Raw genomic sequence first — 15,503 nt, 5'->3', positions numbered from 1 at the left:
CTCATTTCATGAAGCATCGGGCAAGCGGCATTCTTTTGCACATTACCTCCCTGCCTTCCAGATACGGGATCGGAGACCTGGGTCCAGGTGCCCATGCTTTTGCGGACTTTCTGGCCCGTGCCCAACAGACGTATTGGCAATTGCTGCCCCTGACACCCACCAATAGCGGAACAGGCAATTCTCCGTACAACGCCTATTCGGCCTTTGCCGGCAACCCCCTGCTCATCAGTCCGGATGTTCTTGTTGCCCAGGGGTATCTGAGTCCGGAGAATCTTGGTGCCCTGCCCTTGTTTGCGGACGATCGGGTGGAATACGCCCGGGTGGCAGCATGGAAAGAGCAATTGCTGCGCATTGCCTTTGAAAACGGTCTTTCCTGGCTTCCGGGGCGAACAGGATATCTGGATTTCAAGACGGCCAACGGGTGGTGGCTCGAAGACTACGCCCTGTTTGCTGCCCTGAAGCAGCATTTCGAGGGCCTTCCCTGGTACTACTGGCCCAAGGATATCCGGTTCAGGCATCCGGGGGCTCTGGATGAATGGCGTGAACGGCTGAGCATGGAAGTGGAGCGGGAGCGCTTCAAGCAATTTATTTTTTTCGAACAGTGGGAAGCGCTCAAGGCCCATTGTGTTGGGCTCCATATCCGGCTTTTTGGTGACATGCCCATCTATGTGAGTCTGGACAGCTGCGATGTCTGGTCACATCCCGAATTGTTCGAACTGGACGACAACCTGCTGCCCATCCACGTGGCAGGTGCTCCGCCCGATTATTTCAGTGAAAAAGGACAATTATGGGGCAATCCCGTGTACAATTGGGAGCACATGGCGGCCAGCAACTTTTCCTGGTGGATTGATCGGTTACGGCATAACGGGATGCTTTATCATACGGTCCGTCTGGACCATTTTCGGGGATTTGTGGCCTTCTGGCAGGTTCCGGCTGGATCCAAAACTGCCCGCAATGGGGTGTGGCGGCCGTGTCCGGGCAAACAGCTCTTTCAACTGGTCCAGAAACAGCTTCCCGACCTGGATATTGTTGCCGAGGATCTCGGACATATCACCCAGGACGTCAGGGAGCTCATGGCGTATTTTGGATTTCCGGGCATGAAAATTCTCCAGTTCGCCTTTGGCGATGACCTGCCAAACAACCCCTATCTTCCTCACAATATCGACAAGAACAGTGTTGTGTATACGGGAACACACGACAACAACACCCTCAAGGGCTGGTACCAAAAGGAACTGGCTCCTGAGCAAAGAGCCTTGGTGGCCGAATATCTGGGAACGGACAGTGACTATCATGCCTTGCATGCGGCCATGATTCGCGTCGCCATGATGTCCCGGGCCGATCTGTGCATCCTTCCTCTGCAGGACGTTTTGACCCTGGGGCACGAGGCCAGGATGAACACGCCTTCACAGCGGGACGGCAATTGGGGGTGGCGGGTTTTGCCGGACCAGTTGTCCCGTGATCTGGCCAGCAAGCTGGCCCGCTGGACATGGCTCTACGGACGGGAGGGGGCCAGGCAGCAACGAAGCGCTGCCACGGAGTGACAGGTGTTTATGGAGCCCGGGATTGTCTGGAAAAGGGGTACGTAATCCAGTCACAACATGAGGCCGAAGAGACGGACAGGACGTGTTCGTGGCCGGGCGAAAGCGGCCACGGCAGAATCAGGAAAGCATGTATGACCGGGCGATCAGATACATGTCGTCATAGGTGACCTGGCGGATCAGGGCCAGGGCAAGTTCAACGGACATATCCATCTTCAATTCGGTTTCTTCCAGGATTTCGCGTTTTTGCAGGTTGAGGCGGTATTTGATGAAGTCCTTGTCGAAACCGTCCTTGATCAGGGTCAACCCCTCGTTGAAATAGTTGCATCGGACATGCTGCAGAAAGGGATCAAGGCCCCCTGCCCCCTTGCGGCGGACAAGCATGCAAAAGACAACCAGAACAATGAGCATGGCTTCGGGCTTCATGCGCAGGTTCAGGGCCAGGAACTTGCGATGGTTGAACGAGGCATTCTCCAGGTTGGCGATGATCAGTTGAGCAACCTCGAAAACCTGTTTTTCAAAAACCGGTGAGATGGGAAATTTGGACAGGAACCGAACCATGACCTTTTGGGGATTTTCATTGTCCGCGATCCCCAGAATGGCAATGGCCATGAGTACGAATTTTCGCTGGAGATCCGCAAGAATGACCTTTTTTTTGACCGCGGCAAAACAGCGGATGGAGGCCGCATCCAGGGAGGAGGTACACAGTTCGAGAAGGTGCCGGACATAGGCTTCCCTGGTGTGCGCGGCTTCGGTTGCCAACAGGTTCGGCTTTTTCTTTTCCACAAGAACTTTTTTGAGGGAAAGCCAGTAGGCGGCCACGCCTTCCAGCGGCATGTCAACCATGTCGAATTCCGCAGGAAGTTTACGGGTTTCCCGGGTTCTGGCGTCAAGGAGCAATGCCTTTACACGGGCATTGATGTCACGTGTTTTTTCCATGATGAGAATGGGTTGGATGCCAAGGGCAGACGCCTGGACGGATGCGTGCTCCGTGAAGTCAGAACCATAAGTCCATTGACGTCAGGACCGCCGGGCTCATTCGAAGCAGAATTCCACCACAAAATGGCCGAATTTGGTTTCAAAGGGAATGACAATGACCGCCGCCCTGGTCATGTGGCTGATCACATGATTGTCGCCCATGATGACCGACGGGGTGGACCCCTGGAGTTTGAGTCCCATCTCGGCAAGTCCCAGCCGGGCGTGTCCGGAAATCATGTTGGATATTTCCCCCACCGCATCCTGCACGTCGTTGAAGATGTCATCCACATCATCCCCGAGCATCTGCTTGACGATCTGGATTGCACAGGTCTTGGAAAAGGAAATGGCAAAGGTGCCGTTTTTTTCACCTGTGATCCCGATGATCGCGGACACATCACCCTTGGCAACCTTTTCCTTTTTGACATACGGCGTTCCAGGTTTTGATTCCAATCCGGCCATTGTTGACAGAATATTTTGGGTGGCTTTGATGAAAGGCTTTGCAATCTCTGCGTCAGTCATCCGATTCTCCTTGGACCGTTGATGGTGATGGTGTGTGGACGGTATGCGATCAGCTCGTTGTCAGGAAACCGGTGCCGGGATCCTGGAACGGGATGAACGTCCGATGTGCACGAATCCGGATCGCCCAACCCCTGATGCTACCTGGGCTGCAGGTTGATGTTTCTGACTCCCATGGCATTGTACAAGGCTGCCAGCGCCTGTTGGTAGTCGGCCAACGCCTGTGTTTTGTCGGCCTCGGCCTGGGTGACGTTGGCCTGGGCGTCCAGGACATCGGTATTTGTTCCCACCTGGGCCTCGTACCGTGCCTTGGCCATGCGAAAGCTTTCCCTGGCCGAGGTCAGCGCCTTTCTGGTCACCTCAATGCGCTCGATGCTTTCCTTGAGGGTGTCATAGGAGGATTTGACCTGAAAGGAGATTTCGTTTTGCAGGTCGGTGTAATCATGCTCCAGGGCAGCGATCTTTTCCCTGGCCTGTTTCCATGCGTGGTAATTGGCTCCGGATTCGAAAAATTTGTAGGAAAGGGTTACCCGGGCTGTCCAGTAGTCATTGTTCTGTTCGTCAACAATATCGTTGCCGTAGGCATCGGGTTCATCACCGTGGGAGTAGTAATCAACGTCTGCAGCCAGTTGGGGATAAAAGCCGCTGGCAACCATTTGGGCATTCTTTTGGGCCATGGCAATGGACTTGGCCGCGATTTTCATATCGGGCCGATGGGCAAGGGAAGTGTCCAGACAATGCTGCAGATCCCGGATAAAGGGGATGAACTCCAGGGCGCCCACGTAGTTGACATCCTTTTGAACGGGAATGTCCAGCAGGCTGTTCAGTCTGGACATCTGGACCCTGACGGCGATCTGGGCGGCCAGGAGCTGCTGCTCGGCACGGGCCACGTCCACCTCGGCCTGAAGGACGTCGAGCTTGGGTCGCAATCCCACTTCGTAGTAGGCGGTTATGACCTTGAGCTGGGACTTGAGGCGGGTCAGGGAATCTTTGGCACTGCGCACATTTTCCCGGGCCTGGAGCAGGGTCAGGAAGGTTCGCTGGACATTGAGGATGAACGCCTGGCTGGCCTGCTCCAATCGGGCCGTGGCCACATCCCTGGCCAAACGGGATTTTTCCAGATTGCTCAGGAGCCTGAATCCGGTGAACAGGGGCTGGTGCAGGTTCAGGTTGAGCATCCAGTCGTCCTGAGCCATGCCCGCCAGGGGTGTATCATGTTCCTGGCGCAGATACCGGTAATTGGCGGTCATCGAAGGGCCAAGACCGCCCTTTGCGGCATCAACACCGTATTCCGAGGCTCTGATCTCCCTGCGTAGCGCCTTGAGTTGCGGATTGTCCCGCAGCCCCTTGGCAATGCATTCCTCCATGGTCAGGGTCAAAGGATCCTGAGCGCCGATGGCATATGGTGAGCCCAGCAGCAGACATACGATGGTCAGAACAACGGATCGGAATGGCATGGGGTGCATGAGATGGTCCTTGAAGCAGGAGTTTGGGATATCTGTTCACAAAGATGCCCTGCGAAGAGCAATAGACCACTCTTCTTCCAATTCATCCCAAAAATCAAGGCATGCCAAGCCATGGGAACCTTGGTGGCGGGCGTTTTGTGGATGTCCCTTGGCCGGTTTGATTGTGAGGGCAGAAATCTATTGAAATTTTGCCTGATACGGACTAGATGATCGTTTCAGAACAATTGATTCAAATATCCATCAAGCCCATTTCAGCCAATCCGTTTTATTGAAGGAGGACGCCATGCTGTATACAGGAATCATTCTTCTCACAGGACTCTGTTCCCTCGGCCTTATCCTCTGGGCCCTGCACAACGAACACGGCCACGTCGAGGAATAACAGGTTTCACCTTCATGCTTCCGTAGCTCAGCTGGATAGAGTGCCGGACTTCGAATCCGTGGGCCGCAGGTTCGAATCCTGCCGGGAGCACCAGTAAATTCAAGGGCTTACACAGAAATGTGTAAGCCCTTTTTTTGGTGGCAAATATTGGGATGCAACAGCGTTCAATGAAAGGCTTATCTTGCCCTCTTGGCCGAAACCTTCTGTGTCCAAGATGATGTCACCTCTTCAGAGATTCATGCTTTCTCATTCCTCGTCCATTCGCTTTTTCATGGCCTCCACCCGCCGATTGTAAAAATCCACCACCGCCCTTCTGGGGAGCATGCCGATGAGGGTATAGGGATCCCCTTCCTTGACTACCGGCAGGCTGTCGATGTTCTTGATGGTCAGCCGGGCCAGGACCGTGTTCAGGTCTTCGCTGGGGGTGGTGGCGATGATTTCCTTGGTGCCGATATCGCCCATGACCACCAGATCATCCAATCCCTTGTCGAACAGAATCGCCCGGATGTCTGTGGACGAAAAGATGCTCACAAACCGGTTCTGTTTGTCCACAACCGGGAAATAGTGCTGTTTGGTGTGGCTGAAGATTTCCTTGAATCGGGACATGGGCATGTCGTTTCTGACCAGGGTCGGCTGGACGAGCCGGTCTTTCAGATCGCGGACCCGGATGGACTCCAGGACATCCACGAAAAAATCACCCGCATGGGCCGGAGAATCGATCTTGTTTTGGACCTGCTTGACGTAAATGGTATATTTTCTGGAAATCATATACGCAATGGAGCAGACAAGAAGGCTCGGCAAAAGCAGGTGGTAGGAGTTGGTCATTTCGCTGATGAAGATGATCGTCGAGATGGGGGTGTTGGACACGGCCGTGAAGAATCCGGCCATGCCAACGACCACAAAGGAACCCGGATGGTTGACCAGTCCGGGAACAAGCGTGTTGGCCAGTTTGCCCACCACGCCGCCCACTGCCCCGCCAATGACCACCGAGGGGCCGAACACCCCGCCCGAACCGCCCGAGCCGATGGTGAAGGAGGTGGTCAGGATCTTGCCGATGCAGATGGTCAGCAGAAACAGAATGGACAGTTCGTTGTTGATGGCCTGCTGCATGTAGCCGTAGCCAAAGGACAGGGTCTGGGGAAGAAAGAAGCCGAATATGCCGGTAATGAGCCCCCCAATGGCCGGTTTGACATGGTTGGGAATCTTCCATTGGCGAAACAGGCCGGTCACGCCGTAAAAGGATTTGACATAGAGCCATCCGAACCCGGCCACGACAAGGGCCAGAACCGTGTACGGGAGAAGCTCCACGGGATCGCGGAAAGTGAAATCAGGTGAATGGAACAGGGAGCCCCAGCCAAAAACCGAGCAGAACACGCAATAGGCCACCACCGAGGCCATGCCCGAGGGGATGAGAACCTCGGGTTCGATGTCCGGATCCTTGTACAGCACTTCGGCGGAAAACAATGCTCCGGCCAGGGGAGCCCGAAAAATGGCGCCAATGCCTGCACCCATGCCCGCGGCCAGCATGATCCGGCGTTCCCGCCGGGAAAGTTTGAGTCTGGTGGCCAGAAATGATCCGAATCCGGCCCCGATCTGGGCGATGGGCCCTTCACGACCGCCTGAACCGCCCGATGTCAGGGTGATGGCCGAGGCAATGGTCTTGATCACCGGCACCCTGGCCCGGATGAGACCGCCCTTGTTGTGGTAGGCGTCAATGGCCGCGTCCGTGCCGTGTCCCTCTGCCTCGGGCGCAAAGGTGTAGACCAGAAATCCGCTGAGCAACCCGCCTACGCAGGGAAGAATCAGGAGCATGTACCGGAGCAGCTCGTTTTGAGGCTGGGGGAACATGGAATGCTCCCCTGCTGGCGAAGGGGGATGGTATCCGGCCAGCTGGTGCATGAAGAAGTGGAATCCCACATCACAGAGGACATGGAAGATCATGGCCCCGAGACCGGCCACCAGACCGATTCCCACGCAATAGAAGGTCCACTTGCCGACCACGGAAAACGTGGTTTGAAAATCTTTATCTGTCATTCACAATCCTTGAGCTTTGTCAGGCCAAAGGTAGCGGAGCCTGCCGGATGGCTGGCTGCCGAAAGGGTGTGTCCCCTGGCACGTCTGTTCGAGGGGGGCGCAGGCTCCACGGCGTCCCCTTAAGCAATCCTTGTATGCGGTTGATGGCGAGGCTGTTGGTGCGCTCATAGGGTACAGATCTGTCTTGATCCTTACAACATATTCTAGGCCATGCGCCAAATCGTGTTTTTTGACATCCCATGGATCATTCATTATGCAGGAACGTTTCTGCATTCAATGGAGACCATCCCTTTCGTCCCCTTCAACAACGTCCATTCATTATGTCCAAAATACAAAAGATCAAGGGATTTGCCGACTTGTTCCCTCCGGAAAGCGACAAATTCGTGTTTATGGAGCAGACAGCCCGGGACATTTTTTCCCGATACGGCTGTCAGGAAGTGCGGCTTCCCCTGGTGGAAAAAACCGAGTTGTTTGCCCGGTCCATTGGCGAGGAAACCGATGTGGTCCAAAAAGAGATGTATACCTTTCCGGACCGCAAAAACCGTTCTCTGACCCTTCGACCCGAGGCGACCGCCGGGGTGGTCCGGGCGTTTATCGAAAACAAGATCCATTCCCTTCACCCCATTGCCAAGCTGTTCACCTGCGGTCCCATGTTCCGGTACGAACGTCCCCAAAAGGGACGCATGCGTCAATTCCATCAGATCAACGTCGAAGTTCTGGGGACCGATGCGCCCCAGGCCGATGCCGAGCTCATGTTCATGGTCTGGTCGTACCTCAAGGGGCTGGGGCTGGACAAGCTGTCCATTGAGATCAATTCCCTGGGATGCCGCGAGTGTCGACCGGTTTTTCATGAGCGGCTGACCTCTTTTCTGGAAGGTCTTGATCAGTCCCGGTTGTGTGAGGACTGCCAGCGACGGGCGTCCACCAATCCCTTGCGGGTTCTTGATTGCAAGGTTCCCACGTGCAAAGAGCTGGTCAAGGATGCTCCGAAAATCAGCGATTCCCTGTGCCCGGGGTGTCGGGACCATTTTGACACGGTCCTGTCCATTCTGGATCAGGCCGGCCTTGCCTACGAGCACAATGAACGGCTGGTCAGGGGATTGGACTATTACCAGCGAACCACCTTCGAGGTCGTGTCCCATGACATCGGAGCCCAGGCCTCTGTGGCCGGCGGAGGGCGGTACGACGGGCTGATCAGGCAGCTCGGTGGCCCTGATCTCCCGGGACTGGGCTTTGCCTGCGGCATGGAGCGTCTTGCCCTGCTCCTGGACAAGATCGGTTCGCCTCAGCTTGATTTTTTCCTGGCCGTGCTGGATCAGCAAGCCCTGAACAAGGCCATGATCATTGCCCAGAACTTGCGGGACAAGGGGTTTGCCGGGGAGGTCAGTTTCGAGGCCAAGTCTGTCAAGAGCCTTTTGAGGCAGGCCAACAAGTTGGGGGTCAAGACCTGTCTTTTGCTGGGTCCCGAAGAGCTGGAAAAGGATCAGATCATTGTCAAGGACATGGCCACGGGCGCCCAGAAGGCGGTCAGCCAGAATGATCTCGAACAGGCGTTGGGATTGCAGTGTTAAAGAAGTAGGCAGTGCGCAGGTTGGGAAGGATACAGCCTCTCATTGCCCGTGCATGCCTGCGCCAACCAGAATTATTGGCAGGGGCAGGTACGGGGGCTCCGCAACAACGCAACACTTGGGCATTTTTCATCCACGAGCAGTGGCCTGAATGGTGGCGAACTTTCCTACATTTTTGAAATTCTATCTCGCCATCATGACAATTACCTGAAATCATTCATCATATATCGTAATATTTCACATCTTTTATCCATTACCCTTTATCCTTCAAAAAGGCATTTCCATGGACGAACGACGCACCGACTTGCAACTTGATACACTTGACGGCTGGAAACGAACCCATACCTGTGCGCAGCTGCGTGCAACGGATGTGGACCAGGAGGTCTGCCTCATGGGGTGGGTTCAGTACAGGCGTGACCACGGCGGGATCATTTTCATTGATCTGCGGGACAGGACCGGCCTGACCCAGATCAAGTTTTCCCCGGAAGAACATCCGGAAATCCACGAGAAAGCCGGCCATTTGCGCACGGAATTTGTCCTGGCCGTCAAGGGGACGGTTCTGGCCCGGCCCGATGACATGATCAATCCCAACATGGCCACCGGTGAGATCGAGGTTCTGGTCAGTGCCTTCAAGCTGCTCAATACGTCCAAGACGCCTCCCTTTCTCATTGAGGACCGCGTGGACGTGTCCGAAAACCTGCGCCTCAAGTACCGGTATCTGGATCTGCGTCGCCCCCGGTTGGCCAAAAATCTTGTGCTGCGACACAAGACGGCCCAGAGTGTGCGTCGTTACCTGGACGACTTGGGCTTCATTGAGACGGAAACTCCCATTCTGACCCGCAGTACACCCGAAGGGGCCAGGGACTTTCTGGTGCCCAGCCGGGTCAATCAGGGATCCTTCTATGCCCTTCCCCAGTCTCCCCAGCTGTTCAAGCAGCTGCTCATGGTGGGCGGGCTGGAACGGTACTATCAGATCGTGAAATGCTTTCGGGACGAGGATCTGCGCGCCGACCGGCAGCCGGAATTCACCCAGATCGATATCGAGATGTCCTTTGTGGAAGAAGAGGACGTCATGACCATGGCCGAGGGCATGATGCAGACCGTGTTCAGGGACACTCTGGGGATTGAGATTCCGACCACCTTTGAACGCATGACCTATGACCAGGCCATGGAGACCTACGGGGTGGACAAGCCGGATCTGCGATTCGGTTTGCCCTTAAAGGACGTGACCTCCATTGTGCGCGGTTCGGGATTCCGGCTGTTTGCCAAGGCCGAGCTGGTCAAGGCATTGAAGGTCGAAGGCGGTTCGGTGCTTTCCAGAAAGGAAATTGATGATTATACGGATTTTGTGCGTATCTACGGGGCCCAGGGGTTGGCATGGATCAAGATCAAGGAAGACACCTGGCAGTCGCCCATTGCCAAATTTTTAAGTGACGAGGAACGAGCCGGGCTGACCAAGACCCTGGGACTTAAGCCCGGAGACATCGTCTTTTTTCAGGCAGGCGCGCCGGACATGGTCAATGCGGCCTTGGGCAATCTCCGTCTCAAACTGGGCGAACGCTTTGATCTCATTGACAAGGATGCGTACCGTTTCGTCTGGATCACCGACTTTCCCATGCTTGAATGGAATGCCGATGAAAAACGGTGGACCGCCATGCACCACCCGTTTACCTGCCCCCAGGAAGGTCATCTGGAATATTTGAAGACTGATCCGGGCAAGGCCCGGGCCAAGGCCTATGACATGGTCTTGAACGGCAATGAAATCGGAGGCGGATCCATCCGCATCCATTCGACCGAGTTGCAGCAGGAAGTGCTTGCGGCTCTGGGTATTGGCGAGCAAGAGGCCGAAGACAAGTTCGGGTTCCTGCTCCACGCCATGGAATACGGTGCTCCTCCCCACGGAGGAATCGCCTTTGGCCTGGACCGTTTGATCATGCTCCTTGGGGATGTTGACTCCATCAGGGACGTGATCGCCTTCCCCAAAACCCAGAAGGCCACCTGTCTGTTGACCGATGCCCCCAATGCGGTGGATCGGAACCAGCTTCGGGAACTGGGCCTGCGGCTTCGGGAAACCTCCAAGAGTGAATGACATGAATAAGAAAATAGTGACCTATCCCGATCCCATTCTGGCTCAAAAGAGCGTGCCTGTTGCGGACATCACCCAGGAAGTGCGGACCCTGGCTGATGACATGGTCGAGACCATGTACTCCAACGACGGGATTGGTCTGGCCGCTCCTCAGGTGGCCGAAAACATCCGTTTGGTGACAGTGGACATTTCCGGCCCCAAGGAACGGGATGATCTGCGCATTCTGATCAACCCGGAGATTGTGGAGAGCTCCGGAACCACCGAGTCTGAAGAAGGATGCCTGAGCGTGGTCGGGTACCGGGCCAAGGTCAAACGCGCGGCCCGGGTGGGGGTCAAGGCCCTGGATCTGGACGGCAATCCTCTGGAGATTGAAGCCCAAGACCTTTTGGCCATTTGCCTGCAGCACGAAATCGATCACCTTGACGGCATATTGTTCATTGATCATATCAGTAGACTCAAACGAACACTTTACGAAAAGAAGCTGGCAAAATGGTTGAAAACCAAACGACGCGACGCAAAAAAATAGTCTTCATGGGCACGCCCGGATTTGCGGCCGTGATCCTGGACGACCTCCTTGCCTATACAGGTGGGGAGGTCGTTGGTGTTTACACCCAGCCTGACCGGCCCTGCGGCCGGGGCCAGGTCTGCAAACCTTCCGAGGTCAAGCAGCTGGCCCTGGAAAAGGGATTGCCCGTGTACCAGCCGGAGCATTTCAAAGAGGAACAGGATCGTCGGGTTTTGGCCGATCTCAATCCCGATCTGCTGGTGGTGGCGGCCTATGGGCTTATTCTGCCCCAAACGGTTCTGGACATTCCTCCCCTGGGGGCCATCAATGTCCATGCCTCGCTTCTGCCCAAATGGCGCGGGGCCGCTCCGATTCAACGGGCGATCATGAACGGGGATCATGTCACCGGCATCACCATCATGCAGATGGAAAAGGGGTTGGATTCCGGCCCCATTCTTTTGCAACGGGCCATGGGCATCGGCATCAACGACACGGCCGAATCCCTGCACGATGATCTGGCCGCCATGGGCGGAAAACTGCTTGTGGAAGCCCTGTCCAAGCTGGATCAGGGGCTCATTCATCCCCAAATCCAGGCGCATGATCTGGCCACCTACGCGCCCAAGCTCCAGAAATCCGAAGGACTGGTTGACTGGAACCGTCCGGTTCAAGAGGTTCACGATCAGATTCGGGGGCTTTTCCCCTGGCCCGGCACCTGGTTTTTCTGGGAGCGCAAGCCGGGCAAGACGGTCAAGCTGACCCTGTATCCGGGTAGCATTGGTGATCCCGTGGCTCAGGGCACGCTGCCCGGAACCTTTCTGGGCATGCGCGGGGACAACCTGGCCATTGCCTGCAAGGACCGGGAATATCTCCTTTCCACCATCAAACCCGCAGGGGGCAAGCCCCTTGAAGCCAAGAGCTTTTTTTGCGGGTATTTGTCCTCGGTGTGTTAGCAGGAAACAGCTTCGCACCCTTTGAAGGTCATGAGACCCGGGTCCCTGTCTCTTCCCTTCCACACCATATCTCATCAGCCGCATGTCCAAAAAAGACCAGAATCTCCTAGCCCTGGAAGACGCCATCGAATCCACGTATGTGGCCAGAAAGCGTCTTTTTATCGGCCTGATCACCGGGACATCGGTGCTCATCTGTCTGATTCTGGTTTTTTTGTGGCTCATCCCCACGGTGGGGCTTGGCTCCATTCACCCTGTTGTCCCCTGGATTTTCGGCTCGGTGATCCTTATGGCCATCCTTTTGGTGGCCTGGTCCTCCCTGGCCCTTGTGCTGAACATCCTGCTGGGCAGAAAAGTTTTTTTGTCCCGGAAGATGCGCGGGCTGACCATCAAGCTTTTTTTGCCCCTCATGACCATGCTCGGGCGGTTTCTGAACATTCCCAAGGCAAAGATCCGGGCTTCCTTCATCAAGGTGAACAATGAGCTTGTTCTGGGAGAAAACAAGCAGTATCTGTCTCGGGACATGCTCATGCTTATGCCCCATTGTCTGCAGAACAGCCGGTGCAAGATCCGCCTGACCTACGACATCAATAACTGCAAACGTTGCGGCAAATGTCCCATTGCCGGCCTGCTGAATCTGAGTGATACCTACGGGGTCACCCTGGCCATTGCCACAGGAGGGACCATTGCCCGGCGTATTGTGGTGCAGAACAAACCCAAATTCATCATTGCCGTGGCCTGCGAGCGGGATCTGGCCAGCGGTATCCAGGATGTCTATCCCCTGCCCTGTTTTGGAGTTCTGAATCAGCGTCCGTACGGCCCCTGCCTGGATACCCAGGTGCCTCTGGAGCATGTGGAGTGGGCCATCAAGCGATTTCTGAAAAAAGACGCCAACCGTGAACGCAACGTCCACCCCACGCCGGGCACTGGCTCTGACAAGGAACAGGCCTGAAACACCCCCTGTGTCCCTTTCTTTTCAAGTCTGTTGTTGACGGCTCATTACGCACCTTTTTGCCCTTTCCTCCATGAAATCCTTTTCTTCTGATTCTCTTCCTTTGGCTCGCCAGGTGGCCTTACAGGCGATATATCGCTGCCTGTACAAGCATCAGGATCTCCAGTTCGCCCTTGACCAGGCCCTTGATACACCGCGTCTTTCTCACAGGGACAAGGGGTTGGCCACGGAACTGGCCTATGGGTACGTGCGTAACAAGACGCGGTCGGATTTTCTGGTGACCTTTTTTTTGCGATCACCGGACAAGTTGCCCCGTGTTTTCATGCTTGTGCTGGGCATGGCCGCCTATGAACTGGCCTTTTTGGACCGGATCCCCGCGTATGCCACGGTGGATTGGGCCGTCCAGGGGATCAAGCTCTCGTGGGGGAAACGGCTGGCTGGTGTTGCCAATGCCGTACTCAGAAGGATCGGTGATCTTGGCCCAGCGGTTCACGAGCCTGATTGGTACCGTCAGGATGATCCGGATACCGTGACCTTTTTGACCCGCTACTATTCCTGCCCTGAGTGGATCGTGCGCCTTTGGCTGGAAAGCTACGGGATGGACACCGCCTGCGAGGTGCTGGAAGGGTCCATTGCCCGTCCGGCCCTTGGCTTGCGATGTGGCCCGGATATGGATCCCGAAAGCCTTGCCCTAGAGGTTCAGGATCTTCTGCTGGCCCGGTGCGGCAGGAGCCTTGCCTTGCAACAATCTTTCGATCATCTGGATGAGTTGCTGCGTCAGGGGCAGGTTTCCCGGCAGAGTTATGCCGCGCAGATGGCCCTGAGTGCCCTTGAACCCCTGTCGTGGCCCACCCCCATTTGGGATGCCTGCTGTGGTCGTGGCGGAAAAAGCATGGCCCTTTTGGAACAGGGCTGCTTCCCTGTCTGGGCCAGTGATCTGCACACGGGCCGATTGGCCGGCATGCAACAGGAATGCAGGCGTACGGGGAGGCGTATTCCCCTGTTTCGGGCTTCGGCCAAAGAGACTCCGCCCTTTCGTACCCCTCCGGGAACCATTCTCCTGGACGTGCCCTGTTCCGGTCTGGGCGTGCTGGCAAGACGTCCCGACAGCAAGTGGAAGCGCACACCCAGGGATGTCAGCGCATTGATGGCAACCCAAAAGGCCATCTTGGAGAACGCCTGGAACGTTCTGCCCACAGGAGGGGTCATTGCCTACATAACCTGCACGTTGAACCCGGCGGAAAATCAAGACCAGATTGCTCGATTGTGCAAACGCCACAGGAATGCGACCATTGTCAGGGAATATGCAACAAAAAGCCGGGAAGGCCTGGGGGAATTTTTCTACGCAGTAACAGTGCGCAAAGCATGAGGCCGGTGCCAGAATACCAATGATACCGTGACCGGGCGTTTTGGATACGACCTGTTGTTCAGGCGGAGTCCTGATCCGGTGAAGCCGTGCGCTCCGGGATCGGCTCTTGTCCTGGCCCATGCAGGTTGCGTTGACGAGAAATCGTGAGCCGGTTATAATGATCATTTTCCTTCTGGCCTAAGGAGGGCACATGATCATTCTTGCGGGAGACTGCCATGGAGATTTCCGGGAAGTGCTGGCAACCGTTGCAGGGTATTCCCCGGACACCATTGCGGGCATTTTTTTTCTGGGAGATCAAACTCCCAACCGCCCTCTTGAACAGGAGCTGGCCCCTCTGGGAACACAGCTCCTTGCCAGAACGTGGTTTATCCTGGGGAACCATGATTCGGATCACCCGCGTTTTTTGCGCAATCATCTGGGCATGTGGGACCATCATCTTCACAACAAGGTGATCACCGTGGATGGAGTGCGTATGGGCGGCGTGTCCGGGATATTCCGCAAAGACATATGGTATCCTCCGGAAAAGGCGCTTTGGCAGGATCGCACCTCCTTGGGGAAGCATGAGCTGTTTGAAGGCCAGCTTCCCTTGAAACACTGGACAACCATTTTTCCCGAGGATCTTGCTGCCCCTTGGGAGCCCATGGACATCCTGCTCACCCATGAAGCACCGGGTTCTCATGCGTACGGATTCGATGTTCTTGATCATTTTGCACGGAGGAGGGGCGTTCAATGGATTTTTCATGGGCACCACCATGAAGACTCCATGGGAACCCTTGCCCCGGGAATCCAGGTGGTTGGGCTGGGGCTTTGCCAGTGCATGGTGTGGGATCCCTCCATGCTCACACACGCCCACGCAGCGGTGAGCCGTTCCGGTTCTGTGACCTGACCGCCTGGTGCAAACCGTCATGGCGGCCATCCTGCACATCATTTTCAACTGCAAGCTGTCCGGCCGAACGCATCGGAACGTATCGGAAGCCCGAAGGCGACTGGCGGTCCGCTGCGCTGCATGGGGTTTTGCACCCCTGAAATGGATTCGTTCAGCTCCTTTCCCCCCTCTTTACCACGTCCAAAGGCCATCCATTGCATGCAATGGATGGCCTTTGGGGTTGGGATGTCGTGTTACCGGTCCACCGCGTATCCAGACCGGGGTCTATCTGTTGTCTTG

12 protein-coding genes and 1 tRNA gene are annotated in these 15,503 nt (G+C 55.8%); 9 read left to right on the top strand and 4 right to left on the bottom strand.

Annotated elements, in window-relative coordinates; translation table 11 throughout:
• Positions 1-8: 8 nt before the first annotated feature.
• The gene (malQ, locus tag DPF_RS05845; RefSeq protein ID WP_069857983.1) at positions 9-1,541 is read left to right on the top strand and encodes a 4-alpha-glucanotransferase; all 1,533 of its coding nucleotides are present in this window, start codon (positions 9-11) and stop codon (positions 1,539-1,541) included.
• Between the two features lie 117 nt (positions 1,542-1,658).
• Here the strand turns inward: malQ and DPF_RS05840 are convergent, their stop codons facing one another.
• The 3 genes from DPF_RS05840 to DPF_RS05830 all read right to left on the bottom strand — a co-directional run bounded on the left by DPF_RS05840 (position 1,659) and on the right by DPF_RS05830 (position 4,498).
• The gene (locus tag DPF_RS05840) at positions 1,659-2,477 is read right to left on the bottom strand and encodes a hypothetical protein (RefSeq protein WP_083254498.1); all 819 of its coding nucleotides are present in this window, start codon (positions 2,475-2,477) and stop codon (positions 1,659-1,661) included.
• A 96-nt stretch (positions 2,478-2,573) separates the two neighbouring features.
• On the bottom strand, positions 2,574-3,035 hold the full coding sequence (locus DPF_RS05835; protein ID WP_069857981.1) for a chemotaxis protein CheX: 462 nt from the start codon (positions 3,033-3,035) through the stop codon (positions 2,574-2,576).
• Between the two features lie 137 nt (positions 3,036-3,172).
• Entirely contained in the window at positions 3,173-4,498 is a 1,326-nt protein-coding gene (locus DPF_RS05830; RefSeq protein WP_069857979.1) for a TolC family protein, read from the bottom strand.
• Between the two features lie 395 nt (positions 4,499-4,893).
• Between DPF_RS05830 and DPF_RS05825 the strand changes: the two genes are divergently transcribed.
• Positions 4,894-4,970: transfer RNA gene (locus tag DPF_RS05825), tRNA-Arg, on the top strand.
• A gap of 153 nt (positions 4,971-5,123) precedes the next feature.
• Here the strand turns inward: DPF_RS05825 and DPF_RS05820 are convergent.
• On the bottom strand, positions 5,124-6,911 hold the full coding sequence (locus DPF_RS05820; protein ID WP_069857977.1) for a chloride channel protein: 1,788 nt from the start codon (positions 6,909-6,911) through the stop codon (positions 5,124-5,126).
• A gap of 320 nt (positions 6,912-7,231) precedes the next feature.
• On the opposite strand from DPF_RS05820, the gene hisS reads away from it, so the two are divergent.
• From hisS to DPF_RS05785, 7 genes are all read left to right on the top strand, one after another.
• Entirely contained in the window at positions 7,232-8,482 is a 1,251-nt protein-coding gene (gene hisS / locus DPF_RS05815) for a histidine--tRNA ligase (protein WP_069857975.1), read from the top strand.
• Between the two features lie 280 nt (positions 8,483-8,762).
• Positions 8,763-10,568, top strand: a complete 1,806-nt coding sequence (aspS, locus tag DPF_RS05810; protein WP_069857973.1) for an aspartate--tRNA ligase — start codon at positions 8,763-8,765, stop codon at positions 10,566-10,568.
• Position 10,569: 1 nt separating this feature from the next.
• Positions 10,570-11,091, top strand: a complete 522-nt coding sequence (def, locus tag DPF_RS05805; RefSeq protein ID WP_069857971.1) for a peptide deformylase — start codon at positions 10,570-10,572, stop codon at positions 11,089-11,091.
• Positions 11,055-12,020 carry a methionyl-tRNA formyltransferase gene (fmt, locus tag DPF_RS05800; RefSeq protein WP_069857970.1) on the top strand — a complete coding sequence of 322 codons (966 nt, stop codon included), beginning with the start codon at positions 11,055-11,057 and terminating at the stop codon, positions 12,018-12,020. The genes def and fmt overlap by 37 nt, the downstream gene beginning before the upstream one ends.
• Positions 12,021-12,102: 82 nt before the next feature.
• A complete protein-coding gene (locus DPF_RS05795; RefSeq protein WP_069857969.1) occupies positions 12,103-12,969 on the top strand; it encodes a DUF116 domain-containing protein in 867 nt (288 codons plus the stop codon).
• 73 nt (positions 12,970-13,042) lie between these two features.
• On the top strand, positions 13,043-14,338 hold the full coding sequence (locus tag DPF_RS05790; RefSeq protein ID WP_069857968.1) for a transcription antitermination factor NusB: 1,296 nt from the start codon (positions 13,043-13,045) through the stop codon (positions 14,336-14,338).
• 190 nt (positions 14,339-14,528) lie between these two features.
• Complete coding sequence (locus DPF_RS05785; protein WP_069857966.1) at positions 14,529-15,224, top strand: metallophosphoesterase family protein; 696 nt, start codon at positions 14,529-14,531, stop codon at positions 15,222-15,224.
• The last annotated feature ends 279 nt before the right edge of the window (positions 15,225-15,503 follow it).

Source organism: Desulfoplanes formicivorans, assembly GCF_001748225.1.
In the GTDB taxonomy this organism is placed as follows: domain Bacteria; phylum Desulfobacterota; class Desulfovibrionia; order Desulfovibrionales; family Desulfomicrobiaceae; genus Desulfoplanes; species Desulfoplanes formicivorans.
The sequence above is the reverse complement of the archived record's forward strand: the minus strand, read 5'-3'. Positions and strand labels throughout refer to the sequence as shown.